General features: G+C 61.5%; 21 protein-coding genes. 9 read left to right on the top strand and 12 right to left on the bottom strand.

Annotation, left to right across the window (positions count from 1 at the left end; all coding sequences use genetic code 11):
• Nucleotides 1-6: 6 nt before the first annotated feature.
• The 9 genes from rimO (at nt 7) to H6650_02960 (ending at nt 7,852) form a co-directional block, all read left to right on the top strand.
• Nucleotides 7-1,407: a 30S ribosomal protein S12 methylthiotransferase RimO gene (gene rimO, locus H6650_03000; protein ID MCB8950960.1), complete on the top strand. Its 1,401-nt coding sequence runs from the start codon at nt 7-9 to the stop codon at nt 1,405-1,407.
• 10 nt (nt 1,408-1,417) lie between these two features.
• A complete protein-coding gene (locus tag H6650_02995) occupies nt 1,418-1,957 on the top strand; it encodes a TlpA family protein disulfide reductase (GenBank protein MCB8950959.1) in 540 nt (179 codons plus the stop codon).
• A 3-nt stretch (nt 1,958-1,960) separates the two neighbouring features.
• Nucleotides 1,961-2,701, top strand: coding sequence for a prolipoprotein diacylglyceryl transferase (locus H6650_02990; GenBank protein ID MCB8950958.1), 741 nt, complete (start codon nt 1,961-1,963; stop codon nt 2,699-2,701).
• Between the two features lie 483 nt (nt 2,702-3,184).
• Nucleotides 3,185-3,865, top strand: coding sequence for a hypothetical protein (locus H6650_02985; protein MCB8950957.1), 681 nt, complete (start codon nt 3,185-3,187; stop codon nt 3,863-3,865).
• Nucleotides 3,862-5,655, top strand: a complete 1,794-nt coding sequence (gene metG / locus H6650_02980) for a methionine--tRNA ligase (GenBank protein MCB8950956.1) — start codon at nt 3,862-3,864, stop codon at nt 5,653-5,655. Before H6650_02985 ends, metG begins: the two co-directional genes overlap by 4 nt.
• A gap of 9 nt (nt 5,656-5,664) precedes the next feature.
• The gene (locus tag H6650_02975) at nt 5,665-6,969 is read left to right on the top strand and encodes a DUF2142 domain-containing protein (GenBank protein MCB8950955.1); all 1,305 of its coding nucleotides are present in this window, start codon (nt 5,665-5,667) and stop codon (nt 6,967-6,969) included.
• 77 nt (nt 6,970-7,046) lie between these two features.
• Nucleotides 7,047-7,325, top strand: coding sequence for a BrnT family toxin (locus H6650_02970; GenBank protein ID MCB8950954.1), 279 nt, complete (start codon nt 7,047-7,049; stop codon nt 7,323-7,325).
• Nucleotides 7,322-7,594 carry an antitoxin gene (locus H6650_02965; GenBank protein ID MCB8950953.1) on the top strand — a complete coding sequence of 91 codons (273 nt, stop codon included), beginning with the start codon at nt 7,322-7,324 and terminating at the stop codon, nt 7,592-7,594. The genes H6650_02970 and H6650_02965 overlap by 4 nt, the downstream gene beginning before the upstream one ends.
• 51 nt (nt 7,595-7,645) lie before the next feature.
• On the top strand, nt 7,646-7,852 hold the full coding sequence (locus H6650_02960) for a hypothetical protein (GenBank protein MCB8950952.1): 207 nt from the start codon (nt 7,646-7,648) through the stop codon (nt 7,850-7,852).
• Between the two features lie 13 nt (nt 7,853-7,865).
• On the opposite strand, the gene H6650_02955 is transcribed toward H6650_02960, so the two are convergent.
• The 12 genes from H6650_02955 to H6650_02900 all read right to left on the bottom strand — a co-directional run bounded on the left by H6650_02955 (nt 7,866) and on the right by H6650_02900 (nt 20,435).
• Nucleotides 7,866-8,606 carry a glycosyltransferase family 2 protein gene (locus H6650_02955; GenBank protein ID MCB8950951.1) on the bottom strand — a complete coding sequence of 247 codons (741 nt, stop codon included), beginning with the start codon at nt 8,604-8,606 and terminating at the stop codon, nt 7,866-7,868.
• A gap of 10 nt (nt 8,607-8,616) precedes the next feature.
• Complete coding sequence (locus H6650_02950; protein ID MCB8950950.1) at nt 8,617-9,558, bottom strand: glycosyltransferase family 2 protein; 942 nt, start codon at nt 9,556-9,558, stop codon at nt 8,617-8,619.
• 51 nt (nt 9,559-9,609) lie between these two features.
• The gene (locus H6650_02945; GenBank protein MCB8950949.1) at nt 9,610-10,815 is read right to left on the bottom strand and encodes a PhnD/SsuA/transferrin family substrate-binding protein; all 1,206 of its coding nucleotides are present in this window, start codon (nt 10,813-10,815) and stop codon (nt 9,610-9,612) included.
• A 155-nt stretch (nt 10,816-10,970) separates the two neighbouring features.
• A complete protein-coding gene (locus H6650_02940; protein ID MCB8950948.1) occupies nt 10,971-12,323 on the bottom strand; it encodes a hypothetical protein in 1,353 nt (450 codons plus the stop codon).
• A gap of 66 nt (nt 12,324-12,389) precedes the next feature.
• Nucleotides 12,390-13,079 (bottom strand): hypothetical protein, encoded by a 690-nt coding sequence (locus H6650_02935; GenBank protein ID MCB8950947.1) that lies wholly within the window; start codon nt 13,077-13,079, stop codon nt 12,390-12,392.
• Between the two features lie 104 nt (nt 13,080-13,183).
• On the bottom strand, nt 13,184-14,092 hold the full coding sequence (locus H6650_02930) for an alpha/beta hydrolase (protein ID MCB8950946.1): 909 nt from the start codon (nt 14,090-14,092) through the stop codon (nt 13,184-13,186).
• Nucleotides 14,093-14,145: 53 nt separating this feature from the next.
• A complete protein-coding gene (locus H6650_02925) occupies nt 14,146-14,619 on the bottom strand; it encodes a hypothetical protein (GenBank protein MCB8950945.1) in 474 nt (157 codons plus the stop codon).
• A 24-nt stretch (nt 14,620-14,643) separates the two neighbouring features.
• The gene (locus H6650_02920; GenBank protein MCB8950944.1) at nt 14,644-16,665 is read right to left on the bottom strand and encodes a thioredoxin domain-containing protein; all 2,022 of its coding nucleotides are present in this window, start codon (nt 16,663-16,665) and stop codon (nt 14,644-14,646) included.
• A 5-nt stretch (nt 16,666-16,670) separates the two neighbouring features.
• On the bottom strand, nt 16,671-17,498 hold the full coding sequence (locus tag H6650_02915; GenBank protein MCB8950943.1) for a tryptophan synthase subunit alpha: 828 nt from the start codon (nt 17,496-17,498) through the stop codon (nt 16,671-16,673).
• A gap of 45 nt (nt 17,499-17,543) precedes the next feature.
• Nucleotides 17,544-18,557 carry a tRNA (adenosine(37)-N6)-threonylcarbamoyltransferase complex transferase subunit TsaD gene (gene tsaD / locus H6650_02910; GenBank protein MCB8950942.1) on the bottom strand — a complete coding sequence of 338 codons (1,014 nt, stop codon included), beginning with the start codon at nt 18,555-18,557 and terminating at the stop codon, nt 17,544-17,546.
• Entirely contained in the window at nt 18,550-19,896 is a 1,347-nt protein-coding gene (locus tag H6650_02905) for an L-seryl-tRNA(Sec) selenium transferase (protein MCB8950941.1), read from the bottom strand. Before H6650_02905 ends, tsaD begins: the two co-directional genes overlap by 8 nt.
• A 47-nt stretch (nt 19,897-19,943) precedes the next feature.
• Nucleotides 19,944-20,435 (bottom strand): hypothetical protein, encoded by a 492-nt coding sequence (locus H6650_02900; protein ID MCB8950940.1) that lies wholly within the window; start codon nt 20,433-20,435, stop codon nt 19,944-19,946.
• Between the last annotated feature and the right edge of the window lie 75 nt (nt 20,436-20,510).

Here is a 20,510-nt window from a genome sequence, read left to right as displayed (position 1 = left end):
TCAGATATGAGTAAGCAGAAGCGAAAGCGGCAGTATCATTTAATCACGCTGGGTTGCAGCAAGAACAGTGTGGATTCGGACAGCATGGCGGCCTTGCTGGATGATGGCGGGTTTGCGGCGGTGGGGGCCGCGGCGGATGCCGGCATTCTCATCGTCAACACATGCGGCTTCATCGAACCGGCGCGCCAGGAATCCATCACCATCTTGCGCGACCTCGTGGCGCAAAAAGGACGGGATCAACTCGTCATTGCCGCCGGCTGCATGGCCCAACAGTTCAGCGAACGACTGATCGGCGAAGTGCCCGGCATCGACGGCGTCATTGGCACGCGCCGCTGGATGGACATTATCCCCTTCATCAACCAACTGCGCCGCCACAAGCGCCCCGGCCCCCTCTACCACCTGCCCGAATCCGCCCAAACCGTAGGCACGGACGAAAAAGGGGTGCTACGCGCCGCCGTCCAGGGTGCGACCGCTTACGTGAAAATCTCCGATGGCTGCCGGCGTCCCTGCGCCTTCTGCACGATTCCGCAAATCAAGGGAACGCACACCAGCCGCCCGCCGCGGGCAATTGTGGAAGAGGCGCGGGCTTTGCGAGATGCCGGCATTCAAGAACTCATCATCATCGCCCAGGACACCACCGACTACGGCCACGACCTCGGCCTGAAAAACGGCCTCGCCACCCTCCTCGACCAAATCGCCACCGCCGTCCCCGACCTGCCCTGGATTCGCCTCATGTACGCCTACCCCGGCTACGTCACCGACGAACTCATCGACGTCATGGCCCGCCACCCGCAAATCCTCCCCTACCTGGATATCCCCTTGCAGCACGGCCACCGCGAAACCCTCAAACGGATGCGCCGCCCCGCCAACATTGAATGGGTCTACCGCACCCTGGAAAAACTACGCGCCGCCATGCCCGACATCGCCATCCGCACCACCTTCATCGTCGGCTATCCGGGCGAGACGGACGAGGAATTTGCCGGCCTGCGGCAATTCGTGCAAGAACTGCGCTTTGATCGCGTCGGCGTCTTCACCTACTCCTACGAAGCCACCACCCCCTCCGCCACCGTCTCCTGGCAAGTTCCCGATGAGGTCAAGGAAGCCCGCCGCGAAGAATTGATGCTGCTGCAACAAAGCATCTCCCTGCAAAAGAATCAAACATTCGTCGGCCACACCCTGCCCGTCCTCATCGACGGCCACGGCGATGGCGTCAGCGTAGGACGCAGCTACCGCGATGCTCCCGAAGTGGACGGCCTCATTTTCGTGCCGGGCGAACTGCCGCCGGGTGAAATCATCCCCATTCGCATTGACGGCGCGATGGCGCACGACCTCACCGGCTATCCCGAAAATATGGAATCGTTCCGGTCAGACAGTCTCCTGCTGCCGCTCACACAAGTTGCCCCCTAGACTGCCTCCCATGACGCGCTTCCGGTGGACTATCCTCATTTTGCTGGTCGCCTTCCTCGGGGGCGCCTGGATCGTCTTCTCCCGCGAGCCAATTGTCGCCTTCACGGGTATCCCCAATCTCACCGAAGCGCCGCTGGCGGGTTACATGGCCCCCGATTTTACGCTGCCCACCAGCTATGGCGAGTCGCTCACGCTCAGCGACTTGCGCGGCCAGCCGGTCGTCCTCAATTTCTGGGCGACGTGGTGCCCGCCCTGCCGCGCGGAGATGCCTGATTTGCAGGCGACGAGCCGCAAGTTTAACGGGCGGGTGGCTTTTTTGGGGGTGGATCAGGGGGAAAATGCCGGCACAATCATCAAATTCCGCGACGAAAACGGCATCACCTATCCCCTGCTGGTCGATGAAGACAACACCGTCAACGACACCTATGGCATCCGCGCCCTGCCCACCACCATATTTATCAACGCAGATGGCGTCGTCACCGAGGTGTACAGCGGCATCCTCAATCGGGCCATCCTGGAAAGCCGCGTGCAGCGATTATTGGAGGATTAGGCGATGTTGCCCACGGTAAGCATTGGCCCCGCCGTCATTCCCACGGCCCCCCTGTCCGTCATTCTGGGGCTGTGGGTGTCCTTGTCACTGGTGGAGCGCGGGGCGCGGGCGCTAAAACTCAACGTAGCCCTGATTTATGGTGTAGCTTCGACGGGGTTAATTGCCGGCATTCTCGCCGCCCGACTCACCTTTGTCGCCCTCCACTGGTCCGCCTACCAGGAAAACCTCCTGGGCATCATCTGGCCCATCAACAGCGGCTTCACCCCCTGGGGCGGACTGCTCATCGGAGCCGCCGCCGCCCTCTTCTACGCCCGTTTGCGCCAGGCCCCCCCCGCCGCCACCCTGGACGCCCTCATCCCAGGCATCATTGCCGGCCTCATCTTCATCAGCCTCGCCGACTTCCTCGGCGGTCCCGGCTACGGAACCACCACCAACCTCCCTTGGGGCATCAGCCAATACGGCGTGCGCCGCCATCCCGTGCAGTTATACGAAATCGTCGTTGGCCTCACCGCGCTCGCCGTCTGGTGGGGTTCCATCCCGCCGCGCCACCCCGCCGGCTCCCTCTTCCTGCTCACCACCAGCATCTACAGCGCCGGGCGGCTCTTCGTAGACGCCTTCCGCGCCAACGCCTGGCTCACCAGCAGCGGCTTCCACGTCCTCCAAATAGCCGCCCTCATCCTCACCCTTGTTTGCCTGATCCTGCTGGCTCGCGGCAACCCGCGCCAGACCGCCAACAGCTCGTGAACAGTGTTCGTCCCTACCCGCCCGTTGCTTGAGCCTACCACCGGCACGGTTGCCCCGCTTCGCACCCTGGGGAACGCCATCCAAAAACCATCAGTCACGCCAATCTATCCGCAAAATACTTGCCAGACAGCGACGAAAGCGGTACTATGCCGCGCAGTTTTTTGACAGTCGCCCGTATCACTTGCTGGCCGGTTGCGCGTCTCAATACAGATTTCGCCAATCACGTGAATTCCGGGGCTATCCGTGTTCATCCGTGTCCTATTTTGCGAGATCTCCCCATGCACGCAGCGCACCGTGAGGAATGAAAACTATCAGGATTTCGCGGACTCTGGTTTTACCCGCGTTCATTCCCAACCTGTTCTCGCAAGCGTTCCCCGTGGGCAATGCGCCTCAACTGGAATCAGCACGCAGCCCACGAAAAACCGACAACGACCCACTGGCAACTTCTCTGCCCACTGACTACCTTCCTCGCAGGAGTACGACATGTTTCAAGCAGGAGAGAAATACGCTAATCGCATAGGCTCTTACACCGTCCTGGAATTGAACCCACCCAAAATGAAGGTGGCATACGATGATGGCACAATCGCCCAACTCAACATCCAGATTCAGGAACGCATCTGGCAAAACATCTTGGATGAGACGGAAGCGGAGCGGCGCAAAATTGCCCGCCGCCGCGAACGCCCCACAACCGACGCCCACCTGTTTGTTCGCTCTATCAGTCTCGTTGACGTTGAGGACCGCTCCATCGCCGCGCTGCGCGAGCGCATGACGATCATGGAAGCAGGCGCGCCGGACGTCAAACCGGGCGACCGCTTCATATATTACGCCATTGAACCGCGCGTATTCTTCGCCGTCGCCACTGTAACCGGACCGCCTATCGAAACGAAGCGCAAAATGTCCGCCAAAGGCAGCGAAGGGGAAACCATTTACATTCTGCCGCTGGATTGGGACGTGCAGGCGCGCAATCTGGAAAATGCCATCGCACTCGACTCCGTGGAATTGGAAAGCGAACCCAATTTCCGCAAACTGCTGCAAAAGCCGGAGAGTTACCTCTCGGTGAACGAAGATGATTTTGAGCTGCTGGCCGAACTGCTCACGGAGTTGACGGAAGAGGAATTCGAAGAAGAGGAAGAGGAAGAAGAAGAAATCGAGGAAGAAGCGTGAGTACACTCAACCAACCTGAACACATTCTCGTCTGTGTAGCGTGGCCCTACGCCAACGCAGACATTCATCAAGGAAACGTAACGGGGTCGTATTTGCCGGCAGACATCTATGCCCGTTATCATCGTCTGCGTGGCAACCTTGTCCTCATGGTCTCCGGTTCCGATAGCCACGGCACGCCCGTCACCGTCAAAGCGGAAGAGCAAGGCAAAACCGCGCAGGAGGTGTTCCAATACTACCATCAACGCTTCCTGCAACTATTCATGCAGCTTGGCCTCCACTACGACCTATTCACACATACCGACACAGACAACCACTACCAGGTCTCCCAAGACATCTTCCTCGCCCTGCTGCACAACGGCTATCTCTACCGCCAGATAACGGCGCAGATGTACTCGCCCACCAGCAACAAATTCCTCCCCGACCGCTACGTGGAAGGAACCTGCCCCAACTGCGGCTACACCCGCGCCCGCGGCGACCAGTGCGACAACTGCAACACCCTCTTCCAGAGTGCCAGCGAACTGGTCAACCCACGCAGTAAACAGGACGACACGGCCCTGGAATTGCGCGATACGGAGCATTATTTCCTTGACCTGGAGAAACTGGCCCAGGATGGACTGGCAGATTGGATCCAAGACGACAAGGAGCATTGGCGTCCCCAGGTAATCAACTTCGCCCGCAATCTCATCCTCAACGAAGGGCTGCACGGGCGTGCCATCACCCGCGACATGGATTGGGGCATCGAAGTACCCATGCCTGGCTGGGAAGGCAAAGTCCTCTACGTCTGGTTTGAAGCCGTGATCGGCTACCTCTCCGCCAGCATTGAGTGGGCCAAAAACAACGGGCAGCCAGAAGCATGGAAAAACTGGTGGTACAATCCCGCCGCGCGTACCGTCTACTTCGTGGGCAAGGACAACATCCCGTTCCATGCCATTATCTGGCCGGCGCAACTGCTGGGCGCAAAACGCCTTTACGAAACAGACGAAAGCAAACGGCTGAATCTGCCTTACGATGTGCCCGCCAACGAGTTCATGAACATGGAGGGGCGCAAAATAAGCGGCAGCCACAATTGGGGCGTGTGGATGCTGGACGCCCTCACGCGCCACGACCCCGATCCGCTGCGCTACTACCTCACCGTGGTCATGCCGGAAACCCGCGACTCCGACTGGAGTTGGGAAGGGTACGTGGAACGCAACAACGCCGAACTGGTCGCCAACTGGGGCAACCTGGTCAACCGCGTCCTCAGCATGACGCGCCGCTACTTCAAGGGCATCGTGCCCGATCCCGGTCCCGTGACGGCGCGGGAAACGGACCTGCTGGCGGAAATAGACGCGGGATTCGCCGCCATTGGCGACTTGTACGATGGCTGCAAGTTCCGCGCGGCCATGAAGGAAGCCATGGCCCTGGCAACCCGCGTCAATCAGTATCTGGAGGAAACCAGCCCCTGGACCACGGCCAAAACGGACCGTCCATCCACGGCGCGCTCCCTGTACACGGCCTTGCAAGCCATCAACGGTCTAAAGGTACTGTTTGCCCCCGTGACGCCGTTTACGAGTGAACGCCTGCACGCCTATCTGGGTGAGCCGGGTCAACTGTTTGGCGTAGGGAAAGTTGCGACGTACCACGAAGGGCGCGGCGACCATACCGCCCTCACCTACGACGACCAGGGCGCGGTAGGACGCTGGCAGCGTGCGGAAATTCCCGCCGGACGTCAACTCCCCCCGCCCGCCCCGCTCTTCAAGAAGTTGGAGGCGGATGTTGTCGCCGACGAATTGGCCCGCCTGGGACGATAAGGCACTTCCATGCGACAAAAGCTGTGGCTGCCGCTGATTTTGGCTGCCTACTTGGGCATTGGCGTCCTCTACGCTATCTATACGCCGCCCTGGCAGTCGCCGGATGAACCCGCCCACTACAACTATGTGCGCCAGTTGGCGGCGGGGCATCTACCCGTTATCGCCCCCGGCGATTACGATCAGGCCTATCAAAGCCAGGTTATTGACGCCCTTTTCGCGCCGGAATATAGCGTTACCTCCTTCACGTACGAAGATCATCAGCCGCCGCTGTATTACCTGCTGCAACTGCCCGTCTACCTGCTAAGCGGCGGCTCGCTGCTGGCGATGCGGCTGGTGTCGGTACTGCTGGGCGCGGGGGTGGTGGCACTGGCGTTCGTCATTGCCACGCGGCTTTTTCCGGGGCACGGTTGGTTGCCGCCGGCGGTGGCGGCGTTTGTGGCTTTTTTGCCGCAGCATGTGGCCATGATGGCTGCCGTGAACAATGACAACCTGGCGGAACTGCTGGTGGCGGCGATGCTGCTTGTGCTGCTGCGGGTTGTGGCCTCTCAGGACGAGGTGGGGTGGCGCACCTGGACGCTGCTGGGGCTGTTGTTGGGGTCAGGGTTTGTGACGAAGGCGACGACGTATATGATGGCTCCTATCGCCGGGCTGACGTTGTTGTGGCGTTGTTGGGGGGATTGGCGTGGTTTGTGGCGCGCGGGGGTGGGGGTGTTTGTGCCGGCATTTCTCCTCGGCGCGCTCTGGTGGGGACGAAACCTGGTCATCTATGGCGGATTCGACCTGCTGGGAGCCGCCGCCCATAACCGCGTCGTCGTCGGGCAGCCACGCACCGACGAGTGGGTGCGGCAGTATGGCTGGCGCTATACCCTCACCACCCTCCTGCGCACCACCTTTCAGAGTTTCTGGGGGCAATTTGGGTGGATGGGCGTGCCAATGCCGGCATGGGTCTACCGCATCCTCCTCCTGGGCGGCGGCCTGACCGTTGGTGGCTGGCTCTTTTCCTGGCGCAGCCCGCACCGCCCCCGCCTCCCCCGCGCCGCCGCCCTCCTCCTTTGGGGCATATTCCTCCTCAGCGCCGCCCTCTTCCTCGGCTACAACGTCACTTTCGTCCAACCCCAGGGGCGCTACCTCTTCTCCGCCCTCATCCCCATCGCCATCGCCGTGACCATCGGCGCCGCCGCCTGGCTCACTCCCCTGCGCCGCCGCTGGCCCCCTACCGCCTTCCTCCTGCCCGCCCTCCTCGCCCTGGGCCTCTGCGGCCTCGACCTCCTCGCCCTTTTCCGCTTCATCCTCCCCCAACTTGCCTTGCAATAGCGCGATGAAAAGCGTTTTCGGCAAGACTTTTGTCCCTATCTGATGACATCAGATGTACATTGTGCTACTATTCGCTCATGAAATACTACAATTGGCATCCCGACAAGAATGAGATTCTAAAAAGCCAACGCGGTATCTCATTCGAGGAAATAGTATTTCACATTGCAAATGGCGACGAAGTAGACGTTTTTGACCACCCGAACCAGGACCGGTATCCGGGTCAGAAGATTTCCGTCATTATCGTTGACGGTTACGCCTATTTGGTTCCGTATGTTGAATTAGAAACGGAGATTTTTCTCAAGACGATTATTCCCAGTCGAAAGGCAACAAAAAAATACGTGGGAAGGCAAACATGATTCAGTTAGACGAAGAAGAGCGAGAGATTCTGGAAGCATTTGAGCATGGCGCGCTCAAATCTGTTGTCGATCTTGACAGGGAATTGGAAGAGCATCGCCAATATGCCGCCGCAACGTTCAAGAAGGATAAGCGAATCAACATTCGCATTTCCAGTCGTGACCTTGTAGCTTTGCAAAAACGGGCGCTGGCGGAAGGGCTACCCTATCAGACCCTCATCGCCAGCATATTGCACAAGTATGTTGATGGGCAACTCAAAGAGACGCCTTGACCAAGTAAAAGGGCCTGTTCCGTGAAAGCGATTAGTGTTGAATGCAAGTTTATGTCCAATGGGGCCGTGCAGGTGCGACGGGTCTTACTAGAGGACACATGGCTGCCCGTGGGTCAGGGGCGGCAATGGACGGATGAGGCGGGGCGGCATGTGCTGGTGATGCTGCCCAACCAGCAGGTGCGCGAGCTGCTGCTGCGGGTACAAACGCTGGACTGGGTGGTTCTCCCCGCCCCCAATCAGCCGCATATGGTGGCCTGAATCCCGTTATCCGTCACGCGCTGGCCGTTATCCGTCGTAATTGGCGGTATTTCAGCCATTCGTAGTAGGCCAGGTACAGGCTGAGGCGCAAACCGTGCAGGCCGTCGCGGTAGCCGTGAAGGGTGACGAAGCGCCACCAGAACTGGCGCAGGGGTTGGGTGATGGGGGTGTAGATGTGGGGGACGATGCCTTGTTGCTGTAAGATGCCGGCATCAAAAACAACATACTTCCGCTGCTTCTCATGAAAATGGGCCGGATCGCGGTAATTGTAATGCAGCAGCGGCTGCGCCAGATAGCCAATAGCCCCATCCACCACGGCCACCTCATGCACCGGACGCTCGTAGCGCACACGCCCGTGCCGAAACAGGCGCAATTGATAATCCGGGAACCAGCCCGCCCCCTTTGTGAGTTTGCCAAAAATATAATTGTGTCGCGGAACATACCAGCCCGCCTCCGCCCGTTCCCGCGTCACGCGGCCAATTTCCGCGGCAAGCGCGGGCGTGCCCCGCTCATCCGCATCCACGAAGAAGACCCAATCCGTTTGCACGGCATCCAGAGCGGCGTTCCGCTGCGCGGCATAGTTGGCGAAGGCGTGCTGCCGCACATCCGCGCCCGCCGCCCGCGCCAGCGCGGGTGTGTCATCCTGGCTGTAGGAATCGAACACGAGGATGCGATCCGCCCAACGGAGGCTGTCGATGCAGGCGACAATATGCTCGGCTTCATTGAGCGTGAGAATGACGGCGGTCAGCGCCACGTCTGGCTCCTTATTTTTTCTCGGCGATTTTGCGGCGGGCGTCGCGCCAGATGGCGGCGGATTCGTTGTATGCCTGGCGCAGACGCGGGTCGCCGGCGCGGCGCGCCTTGCGGCTCAGGCCACGCTGGGCCAACTGGCTGGAGAGCCATAAGGTGGGTTTGCTGTGATGCTTCTGGTACAGTTGGGCACGGCTGCGCCAGAGATTGAGGATGGAATTTGCCGGCACTTGCTTCGTACTCTCCCCACCAAAATGCACAATCTGCGCCTGGGGAACCGTATCAATTGACCACCCCGCCTCCCGAATACGCCAGCACCAATCAATCTCCTCACAATACATGTAAAACGACTCGTCAAATCCCCCCGTTGATTCCGCCACATCGCGGCGCACCATCATCGCCGCCCCCAGCACAAAATCGACCGCAAACGGCGTGCGTCGCCCATGAAAATAGCGGCGCGGATAGCGCCCGTTCAGGCGGCTTTCATACCAACGCCCCGGAACCGGCCACAGATCGAACGTCAACTGCGCCAGTCCGGGAAAAGCGAACGCGCTGTGCTGAAACCGGCCATCCCCGTAGACCAGATGCGGACCGGCCAGCCCCGTTTCCGGGCGCGCATCCAGGCAAGCCGCCAGGTGCTTCAACGCATACGGGCGCACCAACGTATCCGGGTTGAGGAGCAGAAAGTAACGAATTCCTTCCGTTTGCGCCAGCGCCGCTTGCATCCCCTGGTTATTTGCCACCCCAAAACCAACGTTTTTCTGATTTTGCAGCAGGTGCGCCTGGGGATATAGGTCGGTCAACAACGCCTGCGTGCCATCCGTGGAGCCATTATCCACCACCCACACTTCGCCCACCAGGTTGCTACGCCCCAGGTCGGCGTACAAGGAGGTGAGGCAGCCCGCGAGATAGTCGCGCACGTTCCAACTGACGATGATGACGGCAATATCAAGCATAAATACCAGCTACATCTTCCCGGAAGCTCTCAGCTTCCGGGAAGATGACGTTTACCACTCCACATCCGCGGCGTACACGGCAGCGGCGTCTAGTTGCTGCGTTTGCAGCAGGTCGCGCACAGGAGCGTAGGCGGCGTTGTCGGCGGGAGCGATACCCGACCAGTTGTAGAAGTCCGGGGAGCAAATGGATTGGGCGCAGGCGTCCGACGCGCCAAAATCCAAAACGGCCTGCATCATTTGCACGGCCAAACCATAGGGCAGGTCGCCGCCGAATACAAGCGCGCCGTTGGGGATGGGCGGCGTGAGAGCGAGGATGCGCGTCACGTCGAAAATCTCTGGGCGAATGTCAAAGAGGGCGGCGCGGGCATCTCGAACGCGATAGCCACCGTTTTCCGGGCCGCCATAGATAACTTCGATGTAGCCAATGGGGTGGCGGCTGGGAGGAATCCCCAACTGCCGCCATACTTCGGGCCGATCCACGCCGTACTGCCACAAGCGCTCTTCGTAGGGCATGAGGGGCGGATTGTAAGAGGCGGTGACGAAGTCTACTTCGCCATTTAGCAGGCCCAACAGGGCGTTGCTGTCACCCTGGTAGGTGATAATTTCGCCGGGCGTGATACCCATCTCTTGCAGTTGGGCGGCGGCTATCTGGTAGTTGGCGACGGCCTGATCGCCGGGAATGCCCCAGCGTTTGCCTTCGAGGTCGGCGAGGGTGGTGATGGATTGGCCGGCGGGGATGACGAACATGCCGGCATGCCACGAAAAATCAAATCGTTCGCCCACCAGACCCGGCTGCGCGCCGCACTGCTGCTGCGCCCATACGGTAGGAAGTGCCGGCAAAAACGCCACCGCCCGATCCCCTTCCGCGCACAACAAATCGACCGTCGCCGCCATACTTTCCGGAATCCGCGCCTCAAACTGCATCCCCGTCGTCGCCACCAGCGCTTGCACCAATGCCTGGCTGCGCCCGTTAATGATGCCCTCCGCGTAAGTCGGCGGGAAGAGCAGCAAAACGGGACGTTCCGCGCTCCCTGGCGGCGGCGGCGTCACTTCCATCACCTCCATCACCGTCTCCGTTACCACCCGCGTCACAGCCACCTGCTCCGTGACGATGCGCGGCGGAACCAGGGTCGCCGTCGGCCCCGCCGTAGGCGTTTCCATCACCTCGCGGGTGACTTCCACCAATTCGACGCGCGGGGCACAGGCAGCGAGCAGCAACCCAGACAACAGCAATATGAGGATATGTCGATGTTTCATGAGCGGTTTGATATTTGACCTACTGTGCGGAAAAGAAATGTTTAGCGAGGACCACCACCCCGCACCCAACAGCGAAATTCAGGTCATTATATCAGGGGGGCGAAAGTGCCGGCAGAAATCCACCGATCTACTCAACAATGACTAAGGTATCCGCCTCAAGGGATCGTGGCCGCCGGTTCCACCTTATGCGGGACATCGCGGGGCGCGCACGGCTCCCGATGCTCCGGATCGGGCAGATCGATCAAGATCGCCTGCGTATCCACGCGATTGTTGAACTCCGAAATCTCCACATCCTCATGAATCAGACCCGCCCACATCGGCTGCGGATTGCGCTGCCCCAGCGGGCCGGTCATGCGAATACCTCCCGTGACCACGGCCCGCTGGCCGGGCATCAGGTACGGGTAGCCATCAATGGTCTCCAGGGCATCAGTCCCGCCAACAGCCCAGCGATAGGGATAATCGGACAACTGGTTTTCGTAGCCAATGGCTACGCGCCACGCGCCCGATTCCGTGAACCAGCCCAGCGTGTTGTAATTCCACTCGGAGTCGTAGACGGTTCCTGAATCGGGACCGGTGGTGCGGATGGGCGTTGTGCCGTAATTTTCCACGGTCAGGGTGAAATAGAGGGTGTCGCACAAGGCCACGGCGGTGGCGTTGAACTGGAGCTGATGCCCCACCGGCGGGGCCACGATGTCCGCGCGCGGCACGCCGCCGTAGCGGATGGTCAGGGGCTGTTCCACGCGCATTTGCTGCCCCTCGGCATCCTGGGCCAGCCCTACGATCAAGTAGGTTCCATCGGGCGGCGGCGTTTCGCCGTTGTCCACGCCCCCTTCGTAGTCATACACGTGTCGTCCGGGCATTCCTGCCGGCACATTTCGCTCCAACTCGCCAATCGGTATCTCGCCCCCTTCCGCCGTCTGCAAGAAAACGCGCACATCCGCCTGCTTTTGCAGCACAAACTGAATTTGCACGCGGTCGTCGATACCATCCTGATTCGGCGTAAACAGAGCGCGGTCCAGTTCAAAAGCGCGCATCTCCGGCAGCGCCGTATCCGCGTCGGCAATCTCCAGCGAACCCGTTTGCGTCTCAACCTGCCCGCGCATGTCCGTAGCCGCAATCCGCCACGTGTACACCCCATCACGCAGCAGTCGCGTCAAAATCTGGCCCTGCGCCACCTCATCCGGCAGCGTATACCCCGCCACCACGCCGCTGAAGTAGACGCTGTACTCCCCCGCGCCGCGTACTCGTTCGTCGCGGAAAAGATACATTTGCCCGTCCGCGTCCTGGAAGGTGATGGAAACCACCGCATTGCGCGACAGTTCATATTGAATGAGAACGGCGTCTGTGTCGCCGTCGGCGTTGGGCGTGATGCGTGGGGCGCTGAGGCTAACGTTGCGCAGCAGGCTGTTGTCGCCGCGCACCAACCGCCAGCCCAGGGCCACCGCCGCCGCCACAACCAGCAAGGCCACCAATGTCGTCAGGATAGGAGCAGATTTTCGCTGTTTCATGGCGCAAGTTTACCAGAGGCGAGATAGGCCGGCGAGACGTTTGCCCCACGCCAAAACGACGCCATTTCAGGTCGCCAGTTCGCGCTGCCAGAACCAGCGGGCCACCCACAGCCCCCACACGGGCAGCAGTAGCAAGGACAATCCGGCCAGACCCGTCTCTCCCCAGGTATTGCGCCAGGGCAGGGGTAGCAGCGTCTCCAGCAGGGCCAACAGCAGCAACGCCGCGCCCATGATCTGGCTAAACCGACCCAGCCGCCGGTTCGCGCCCAACCAAAGTCCCGCCATCCACAAGGCCCATGCTCCCAGCAGCCAGAAGCTGACCGTTTTTAGCCCGCCGTCGCGCCACGGCTCCATGAATTCCCAGACGATGCGCGCCGTCTGGCTGCCGCCGGCGCTGTAGCGCGCCAGCACGGGTGTGCCCAGGTGGTCGATGAGGCTGGCGAGCAGCCCCGCCGCCGCCCCCACGACGCCGGCGGCGGTGAACAGGGGCTGGCGCACGTCGTCGCGGCGCAGCGCGCCCAGGGCGGGAATGAGCAGGATCAGCCCAACCAACCCGGTTGTGGCGCCAATGTGGAAGACACGCCAGGTGATGGCGTTGTCGTAGACAAATTGCAGATAACGTTGGCTATCTTCGTAAAAGGCGGGATCAATCCCCCACGACTGTGGTAGCCAGAAGAAAATGTTGATGGCAACGGCGATGAGCCAGCCGCCGCCGAACAGGGCGGCGCTCAGGGTTCCCAGGCGATTGTGCGTCATTTCCCCTCCTGGATGAATCAACAATCAACGGAAAACGGAAAGGTGGTTACAATGGAAAACGAATGAGGGCGGGTAGTCGGCCACTATCCCTTGTTCACTATCTTCTACTTGCCCAGGAGATAGGTGTCGAAAAAGGTGACGAAGTGGTCTTCAAAGTCCACGGTGTCCTGTTCCAGCACGCCGATGTGGTTTACGTCGGGGAGGAGGTACAGTTCCTTTGGTTCGTTGGCGGCGGCGAAGAGGCGGCGGCTGTTGTCGGGCAGGATGAGGCGGTCGGCTTCGCCGTGGATGAAGAGGATGGGGCGCGGGGCGATCAGGGGGACATCTTCAATGGGGCGCACGAGGGTGATGTCCAGTCCGGCTTCTTTTTGGCCGAAGTAGATGATCATGGGGGCAAAGGGGAATGCCGGCAAATGCGCAATATACCGCACCCCTTCCACCACATTATCCTCCAGGCTGGTATAACTGCTCTCCGCCACCACCGCGTCAATCTCCGGCAGCCGCGCCGCCGCTCGCAGCACCGTCGCCCCGCCCATCGAATGCCCCACCAGCCCAATCCGGTCCGGGTTCGCCTCCGGCTGCGCCAGCACGTACTCCAGCGCCGCCGCCACATCCTTTTCCTCCAACAACCCCAGCGTCGTGATCGTTCCCTCACTATCGCCATGATTACGGAAGTCGAACAGCAATGCCCCGTAACCACGCTGGACCAACATAGACGCCTGCAACAGCAAATTCGCTCGATTGCCGCCAAAACCATGCGCAAAAATCACCGCCGCGCCATCCGTCTCCGGGCGCGGCGGGATGTACCAGGCGGCCAGACGCAGTCCGTCTTCCGTAGTCAACGTAATACTTTGCCAGTTCTCAATGCCAAACTCGTCGGGCGTGCGCTGTGGGTAGGAGCGTTCCGGGTGAACCAACTTGTGGGCGCGGCTGCGTCCCACGCCCAGCGTGAAAATGGTACCCGCCAGGAGCAGGGCAATGAGCGATAACAGGGTCAGGTAGCGATTTTTCATAAGGAAATGGTGGTTGTGCGGACGGTTGACCGTGGGGCCAGAGATGGCGAACGTTATGGTTCGATGCGCGTGACGAGGGCGACGCGGCGGCAGCGCAGATCGCTAACGCACACATCCAACTCGCCCTGATAGTTGCCCACTGTTTGCGCCTGCGCCGTCAGGTTGATGTCCATGCTCTGGCCGGGCGCAAGGGAAATGGCGTAGCCATATATTTCCCAATTACGTGAAGATGCCTCGGTCAGGAAAGGTGGGTCGCTGCTCAGGACGGTCATGGCGCGAAAATAGGCGCGGCTGATCTCAATGTGGTCGATATTGAGCGCGTCTTCGCCTTCGTTGGCGATGGTGATTTGCAGTGGAACCTGAGCGCCCACGGTGGTCTGCTGCGGCGCGGCTACAACCAGGCTCAGGTCGCGGGGGGCGAAGAGAATGAAGTTGAACAGGCGACTGGCCAGCAACAGGCCACCAATGACCAGGATCAAGAATAGGGCAAACCCTATCAAGGCTGTGCGGATGTAACGTGTGATCATGTGATATTCCCCCATGATGAATGGTTAGGGCGCGGTCCGCGCCAGTTGGTCGGCGAGGGCGTCTGGTGATGTGACGGGGCGTTGACAGGTAAAATGCCGGCACACATAAGCCGTCGCCCGCCCCTCTAATTGCCCTCGCTGCTGGAGCAGCGGAACCCGCGACGCTTCTTCCGGAGCCGCCACGGCTACAACTTGAAAAGGGCGATAGGGATGGCGAACGCGCGCCAGCAATGCCCGCGTATCCTCCGCCTGTGGGCGGCCCACGATGGCGATCTCTTGCGGCTGCGCCAGCACAAAAGCAGCCGCCGACAACCAGTGCGCGAAACCCGTGGGATACTGGGACATCGCCCCTTGTAGCGCGGAAACCGTCGCCTCGGCGGCGGCCGTGTACCGGTCCTCCCCCGTGTACAACCCCAACGTCAGCAGCACGTGCGCGGCCATGCTGTTGCCGCTGGGCACGGCGTTGTCCTGCAAATCCTTGGGCCGCTGGATCAGCGCCTCATGGTCATCGGAGGTGTCGAAGAAGCCACCATGCGCTTCGTCGGCAAAATGGGTGAGCATGATGTCCGCCAGTTCGGTCGCCCAGGCAAACCAACGCTCGTCAAATACGGTCTGGTACAAGGCCAGCAGCCCATCCGCGAGGTAGGCGTAATCCTCCAGATAGCCGTTGTATCGCGCCGTCGCACCCGCTTTCCAGGTCCGCCACAGGCGGCCATTGGGTTGGCGCATTGTCCGCCACAAGAATTCGGCGTTGTCCACGGCGGCCTGCACGTAGTCAGGTCGTTGTAATGCGCGTCCGGCTTCGGCAAATGCCGGCATCATCAAACCATTCCACGCCGTCAGCACCTTATCATCCAATCCCGGCCACACACGCCGCGCCCGCGCCTCATAAAGCCGCCGTCGCGCCGCCGCCAGCCGCGTCCATTCCGTTTCCGAAATGGGGCGTGGCAGGTGAAGAATGTTCTCGCCTTCCCAATTGCCTTGCCGCATGACGCCGTAAGCACGCACGAACAGGTCCGCATCCTCGCCCAACACCGCCTCAATCTCATCCAACTGCCAGACATAAAACTTGCCTTCCACGCCCTCGCTGTCCGCGTCCTGGCTGCTGTAAAAACCGCCCTCAGGATGGCGCATCTCACGCAGGACGTAATCCAGCACCTCCTCCACCACGCGCCGATAAAACGGATTGCCCGTCACCTGCCAGGCATGCAAGTAGACCCGACTCAACTGCGCGTTGTCGTAGAGCATCTTCTCAAAATGGGGCACGAGCCAATGGTCATCGGTCGCGTAGCGGGCAAATCCCCCCCCAATCTGATCGTACATGCCACCGCGGGCCATCATTTGCAGCGTATGCTCGGCCATCGCCAGCGCATCCTGGTCGCCAAAACGCGCATGGTGACGTAGCAGGAATTCAATCGTCATCGGCTGCGGGAATTTGGGCGCGCCGCCAAAGCCGCCCCACGTCCGGTCATAGCCGCGCTGAATCTGGACGATGGCACGGGGCAGCAAATCGGCATCCAATGCCGGCCCACGCGCCATCAGATTCATGTCCTGCTGGATGTGGCGCGCCAGCTCGCTCGCGCCCTGGCGCACTTCCGCGCGTCGGTCACGCCACGCCTGGCTGACGCTGGCCAGAATCTGGTGGAAGCTGGGCATCCCGTAGCGCGGCGCGGGCGGGAAATATGTGCCGCCGTAGAAAGGCTCCCCTTCTGGCGTGAGGAAAACCGTCATGGGCCAACCGCCGCTGCGCGTGAGGGCGATCACCGCCTGCATGTAGATGCTGTCCAGATCGGGGCGCTCCTCGCGGTCCACTTTGACGTTGACGAAATGGCGGTTCATGTAGGCCGCCGTCTCCTCATCCTCGAAGGATTCATGGGCCATGACGTGGCACCAGTGGCAGGCGGCATAACCAATGCTGAGGAGGATGGGCTTGTCCTGGCTGCGGGCCAGGGCCAGGGCTTCCTCACCCCAGGGATACCAGTCCACGGGGTTGTGGGCGTGTTGCAGCAGATAAGGGCTGGTTTCGTTGATCAGGTGGTTGGGCATGGTTTTCAGTTTTCAGTTGGCGGCTGTTGGTGGGTGGTGGGTTTGGAGAGACCGGCAGCCAGGGTCTGCACGAATTGGACGGCAGCGGCGGGTTTGTCGGCGGCGACGTCCACGGCGTTGATCAGGGCGCTGCCGACGATGACGCCATCGGCGAACTGCCCGATCTGCCCGGCTTGCGCGGGCGTACTCACGCCAAAGCCTACGGCAAGGGGGATGTCCGTCTGGGCGCGCACCTGGCGCACAAACTGTTCCAGATTGGCGGACACCTGCGCCCGCGCCCCCGTCACGCCCGTGACGCTGACCATGTAGATGAAGCCCTGCGCCTGCCGCAAAACGGTTCGCACCCGATCCGGGCTGCTGGTGGGCGCGAGGAAGTGGATGAGGACGAGACCTTCGGCGGTCAGCGCCGTCACCAGCGAATCCGCCTCCTCCGGCGGCAGGTCGGGCACAATCAGGCCGTCTACGCCTGCCGCCGCCGCGTCGCGGGCGTAGGCGGCTTCCCCATAAGCGAGAATGGGATTGTAATAGCCGAGCAGTAAAATGGGCGGCGTGACGCCGCGCCGGCGCAGTTCGCGCACCATATCCAGGCAGGCGCGGCTGGTGACGCCCTGCTCCAGGGCGACCTGCGTGCTGTGCTGGATGGTGGGACCATCCGCCAGGGGGTCGCTGAAGGGGACGCCTAACTCCAACAGGTCGCTGTAGGGAGCAATGGCTTCGACGACGGCTAGAGAGGTGGCGCGGTCGGGGTAGCCCAGCGTGAAATAGGGCATGAGGGCGGCGCGGCGGGAGGATTTGGGGGCAAATGCGGCGGAAATACGAGAGACAGGAGTCATGGGAATGATTTTAGATTGGTTTATTCTTGAAGTATGAACCAATCTCTAAACTAATGGCAGGCTGGGGGTGACGTCGAGGTCGAGCGTGTGCTGTTCGCCGTTGATGAAGTGCCAGTGGGCGGCGGCGGCGATCATGGCCGCATTATCGGTACACAAAATGGGCGGCGGGTAACGCACCGGCAGATCGAGTCGGGCGGACATTTGCTGACGTAGCAGTCGATTGGCGGAGACGCCGCCGGCCAAATGCACGGCGGTGACGTTGTAGGCGTGGGCAGCCTGGGCCGTTTTCTGCACCAGCACGTCCACCACTGCCGCCTGAAAACTGGCGGCCAGGTCGCTGACCGGCATACGGTCAGACTCATACCGCCTGGTGGCGCGCAGGACGGCTGTCTTCAGGCCGCTGAAGCTGAAATTGAAGGAGTCATCCAATACAGCGCGCGGGAATTTGAAGGCGGTGGGATTGCCGGAGCGAGAAGCGGCATCAATGCTAGGGCCGCCGGGATAGGGGAGATTGAGCAGGCGGCCAACTTTGTCGAACGCTTCGCCGGCAGCGTCATCGAGCGTGCCGCCCAGGTGCTGGTACTGCCCGTGATCCGTCATCAGGTAGAGTTCGGTGTGGCCGCCGCTGACGACGAGGGTGAGAACGGGAAAGCGGATTTCCGGGGCGTGTTCGGTGAGCCAGAGGGAGTAGACGTGCCCCTCGATGTGGTTGACGCCGAGGAGGGGTTTGCCGCGCCCCAGGGCCAGCCCTTTGGCGACGTTCATGCCGACGAGGAGGGAGCCAACCAGCCCGGGGCCACGGGTGACGGCGATGCAGTCCAGGTCATCATAGCCGACGTGGGCTTCGTTCATGGCGCGATTGACGACGGCGTAGACGACTTCGATATGTTTGCGCGAGGCGACTTCGGGAAAGACGCCGCCATATTGGGCGTGGAGGTCGGTCTGGCTGGCGATGATGTTGCTGAGGATGAGGCCGCCGTTTTCGACGACGGCGGCGGAGGTTTCGTCGCAGGAGGTTTCCAGGGCCAGGATGCGGGTGAAGGGGGTGTTTTCATTCATGGGTGTTATCTCTTCCACGGCAGGCGGAAATGCCGGCACGCACCATCGCCAACAACGCCCCCTCCTGCCCCGGCAGCACCGTGCGTGGGTCCAGCAGCAAGTGGTCCTCGGCCACCCGCGCAATCACGGGCGGGTCGCCACGGCGCAAATGCAAGGCCAGGCAGTGCGGAGAGATGTCGCCAATCGCCAGCAGTTTGCTGGGAAGCTGCGTTCCGGGCAAACTGCCGCCGCCGACGGTGGAAAAACCATCTATGGTTTGTACTTGGGCTTCCACGTCCGCCAGCGCCGTCGCCCACGCTGTGGCCTGGGCGGTGAGGGATTCCGGGGAGCGGGACAACATGCGCCAGACGGGAATCTCGCGTGGCGCGCGTCCGGTGAGGTAGGGGATGAGGGTGGCGGCGAGGCCGGCCAGGCAGAGTTTGTCTGCTCGGATGGCGCGCGCGAGGGGATGATGCCGGCATTCCGCCACCAGATCAGCCCGTCCGCACAAAATACCCGCCTGCGGTCCGCCCAGCAGCTTATCCCCGCTAAAAGCGATCAGGTCAACCCCGGCGGCCAGGCTGGCGGGAACCAGCGGCTCCGCCTCCAGGCCATACGGCGTTGTATCCAGCAGCGCGCCGCTACCCTGGTCATAGAGCAGGGGCAGGCCATGCGCGTGGGCCAGTTCCGCCAGTTCCGCCAGGGAGGGTTCGCTGCTAAAGCCCACGATTTTGTAGTTAGAGTGATGCGCCACGAGAATGGCCGCCGTCTGGTCATTGATGGCCGTCGCGTAGTCGCGCGGGTGGGTGCGGTTGGTGGTTCCCACTTCCACCAGGCGGCAGCCGGATTGGGCCATCACCTCCGGCACGCGGAAGCCACCCCCGATTTCCACCAATTGACCGCGGCTGATGATCACTTCGCGCCCACGGCAAAGGGCAGACAGCATGAGGAGGACGGCGGCGGCGTTGTTGTTGACGACGAAGGCGGCTTCGCTGCCGGTGAGTCGTTGGAGGAGTTGAGCGGCGTGGACGCTCCGGGAGCCGCGGCTGCCCTCATGCAGGTCGTATTCGAGGGTGCTGTAGGCGGCGGCGGATTGGATGGCGTCCTGGGCGGCCTGGCTAAGGGGGGCGCGCCCCAGGTTGGTGTGCAGGATAACGCCGGTGGCGTTGATGACGGAGCGCAGGGTGGGGGCGACGAGGTCGGTCAGCCAGGCGGCGGCGGCGGTGATAAGGGCGTCCGGTTCGATTTGGGCGGGCTGCGCGGCGCGGATGCGGGCGCGCTGGTGGTCGAGGATGGCGCGCAGGGCTTCGGCGGTCAGTTCGCGGCCGTATTGGTGGATGAGGGGTGTGGATGCCGGCATTTGCAACAGCCGATCCACGCCGGGAATTTGCCGCCACAACGCCTGGCTCACTTCGCCTCCTTCAGCACATGCTGCTCCGCCGCCGCCCGCGCCCGCACCTGCAACAGCAGTTCCACCAGCAACAAAACTGCCCCGACCAGCAGCACCGCGGCCACCGTCATCGTGCGATTCATACGCAGCCAGACGGAAAACGCCGCCCAAACGCCCAACCACATCGCCTGCCGCAGTGCTACCAGATAATGCGTGTGTCCCAGGTCAAACCGTTGATTGAGAAAATAGGCCAGGGGCAACACCAGGCCGGTCACGGAGACCAGCACGAGAGACAGAAAGGCAATGATCATCTCCGGCAGCGCCGCTTCCAGCAGCATGGCGGAATCCGCCCTGTCCTGAGCCAGGGCGCGCAGCAAATCAATGCGCTGGGCAGCATCAAAGGGCCAGAGCGTCGTCAGGTGATTCAGCGCCAGCAGGCCAACGGCCAGCAAAATCAGCCCTACCGCCAGGTAAGGTATTACGCCTAGCTGCTCAATTCGTCTTTGCATGGGGCAATTATACCAGTTGGCGGACCCGCGACTATAGAAGTTATGGGCGGTCTTCGTGGCTGGCGCGGTATTCCA

This window comes from Ardenticatenales bacterium, from assembly GCA_020634515.1.
Taxonomy (GTDB): Bacteria; Chloroflexota; Anaerolineae; order Promineifilales; family Promineifilaceae; genus JAGVTM01.
The sequence above is the reverse complement of the archived record's forward strand: the minus strand, read 5'-3'. Positions and strand labels throughout refer to the sequence as shown.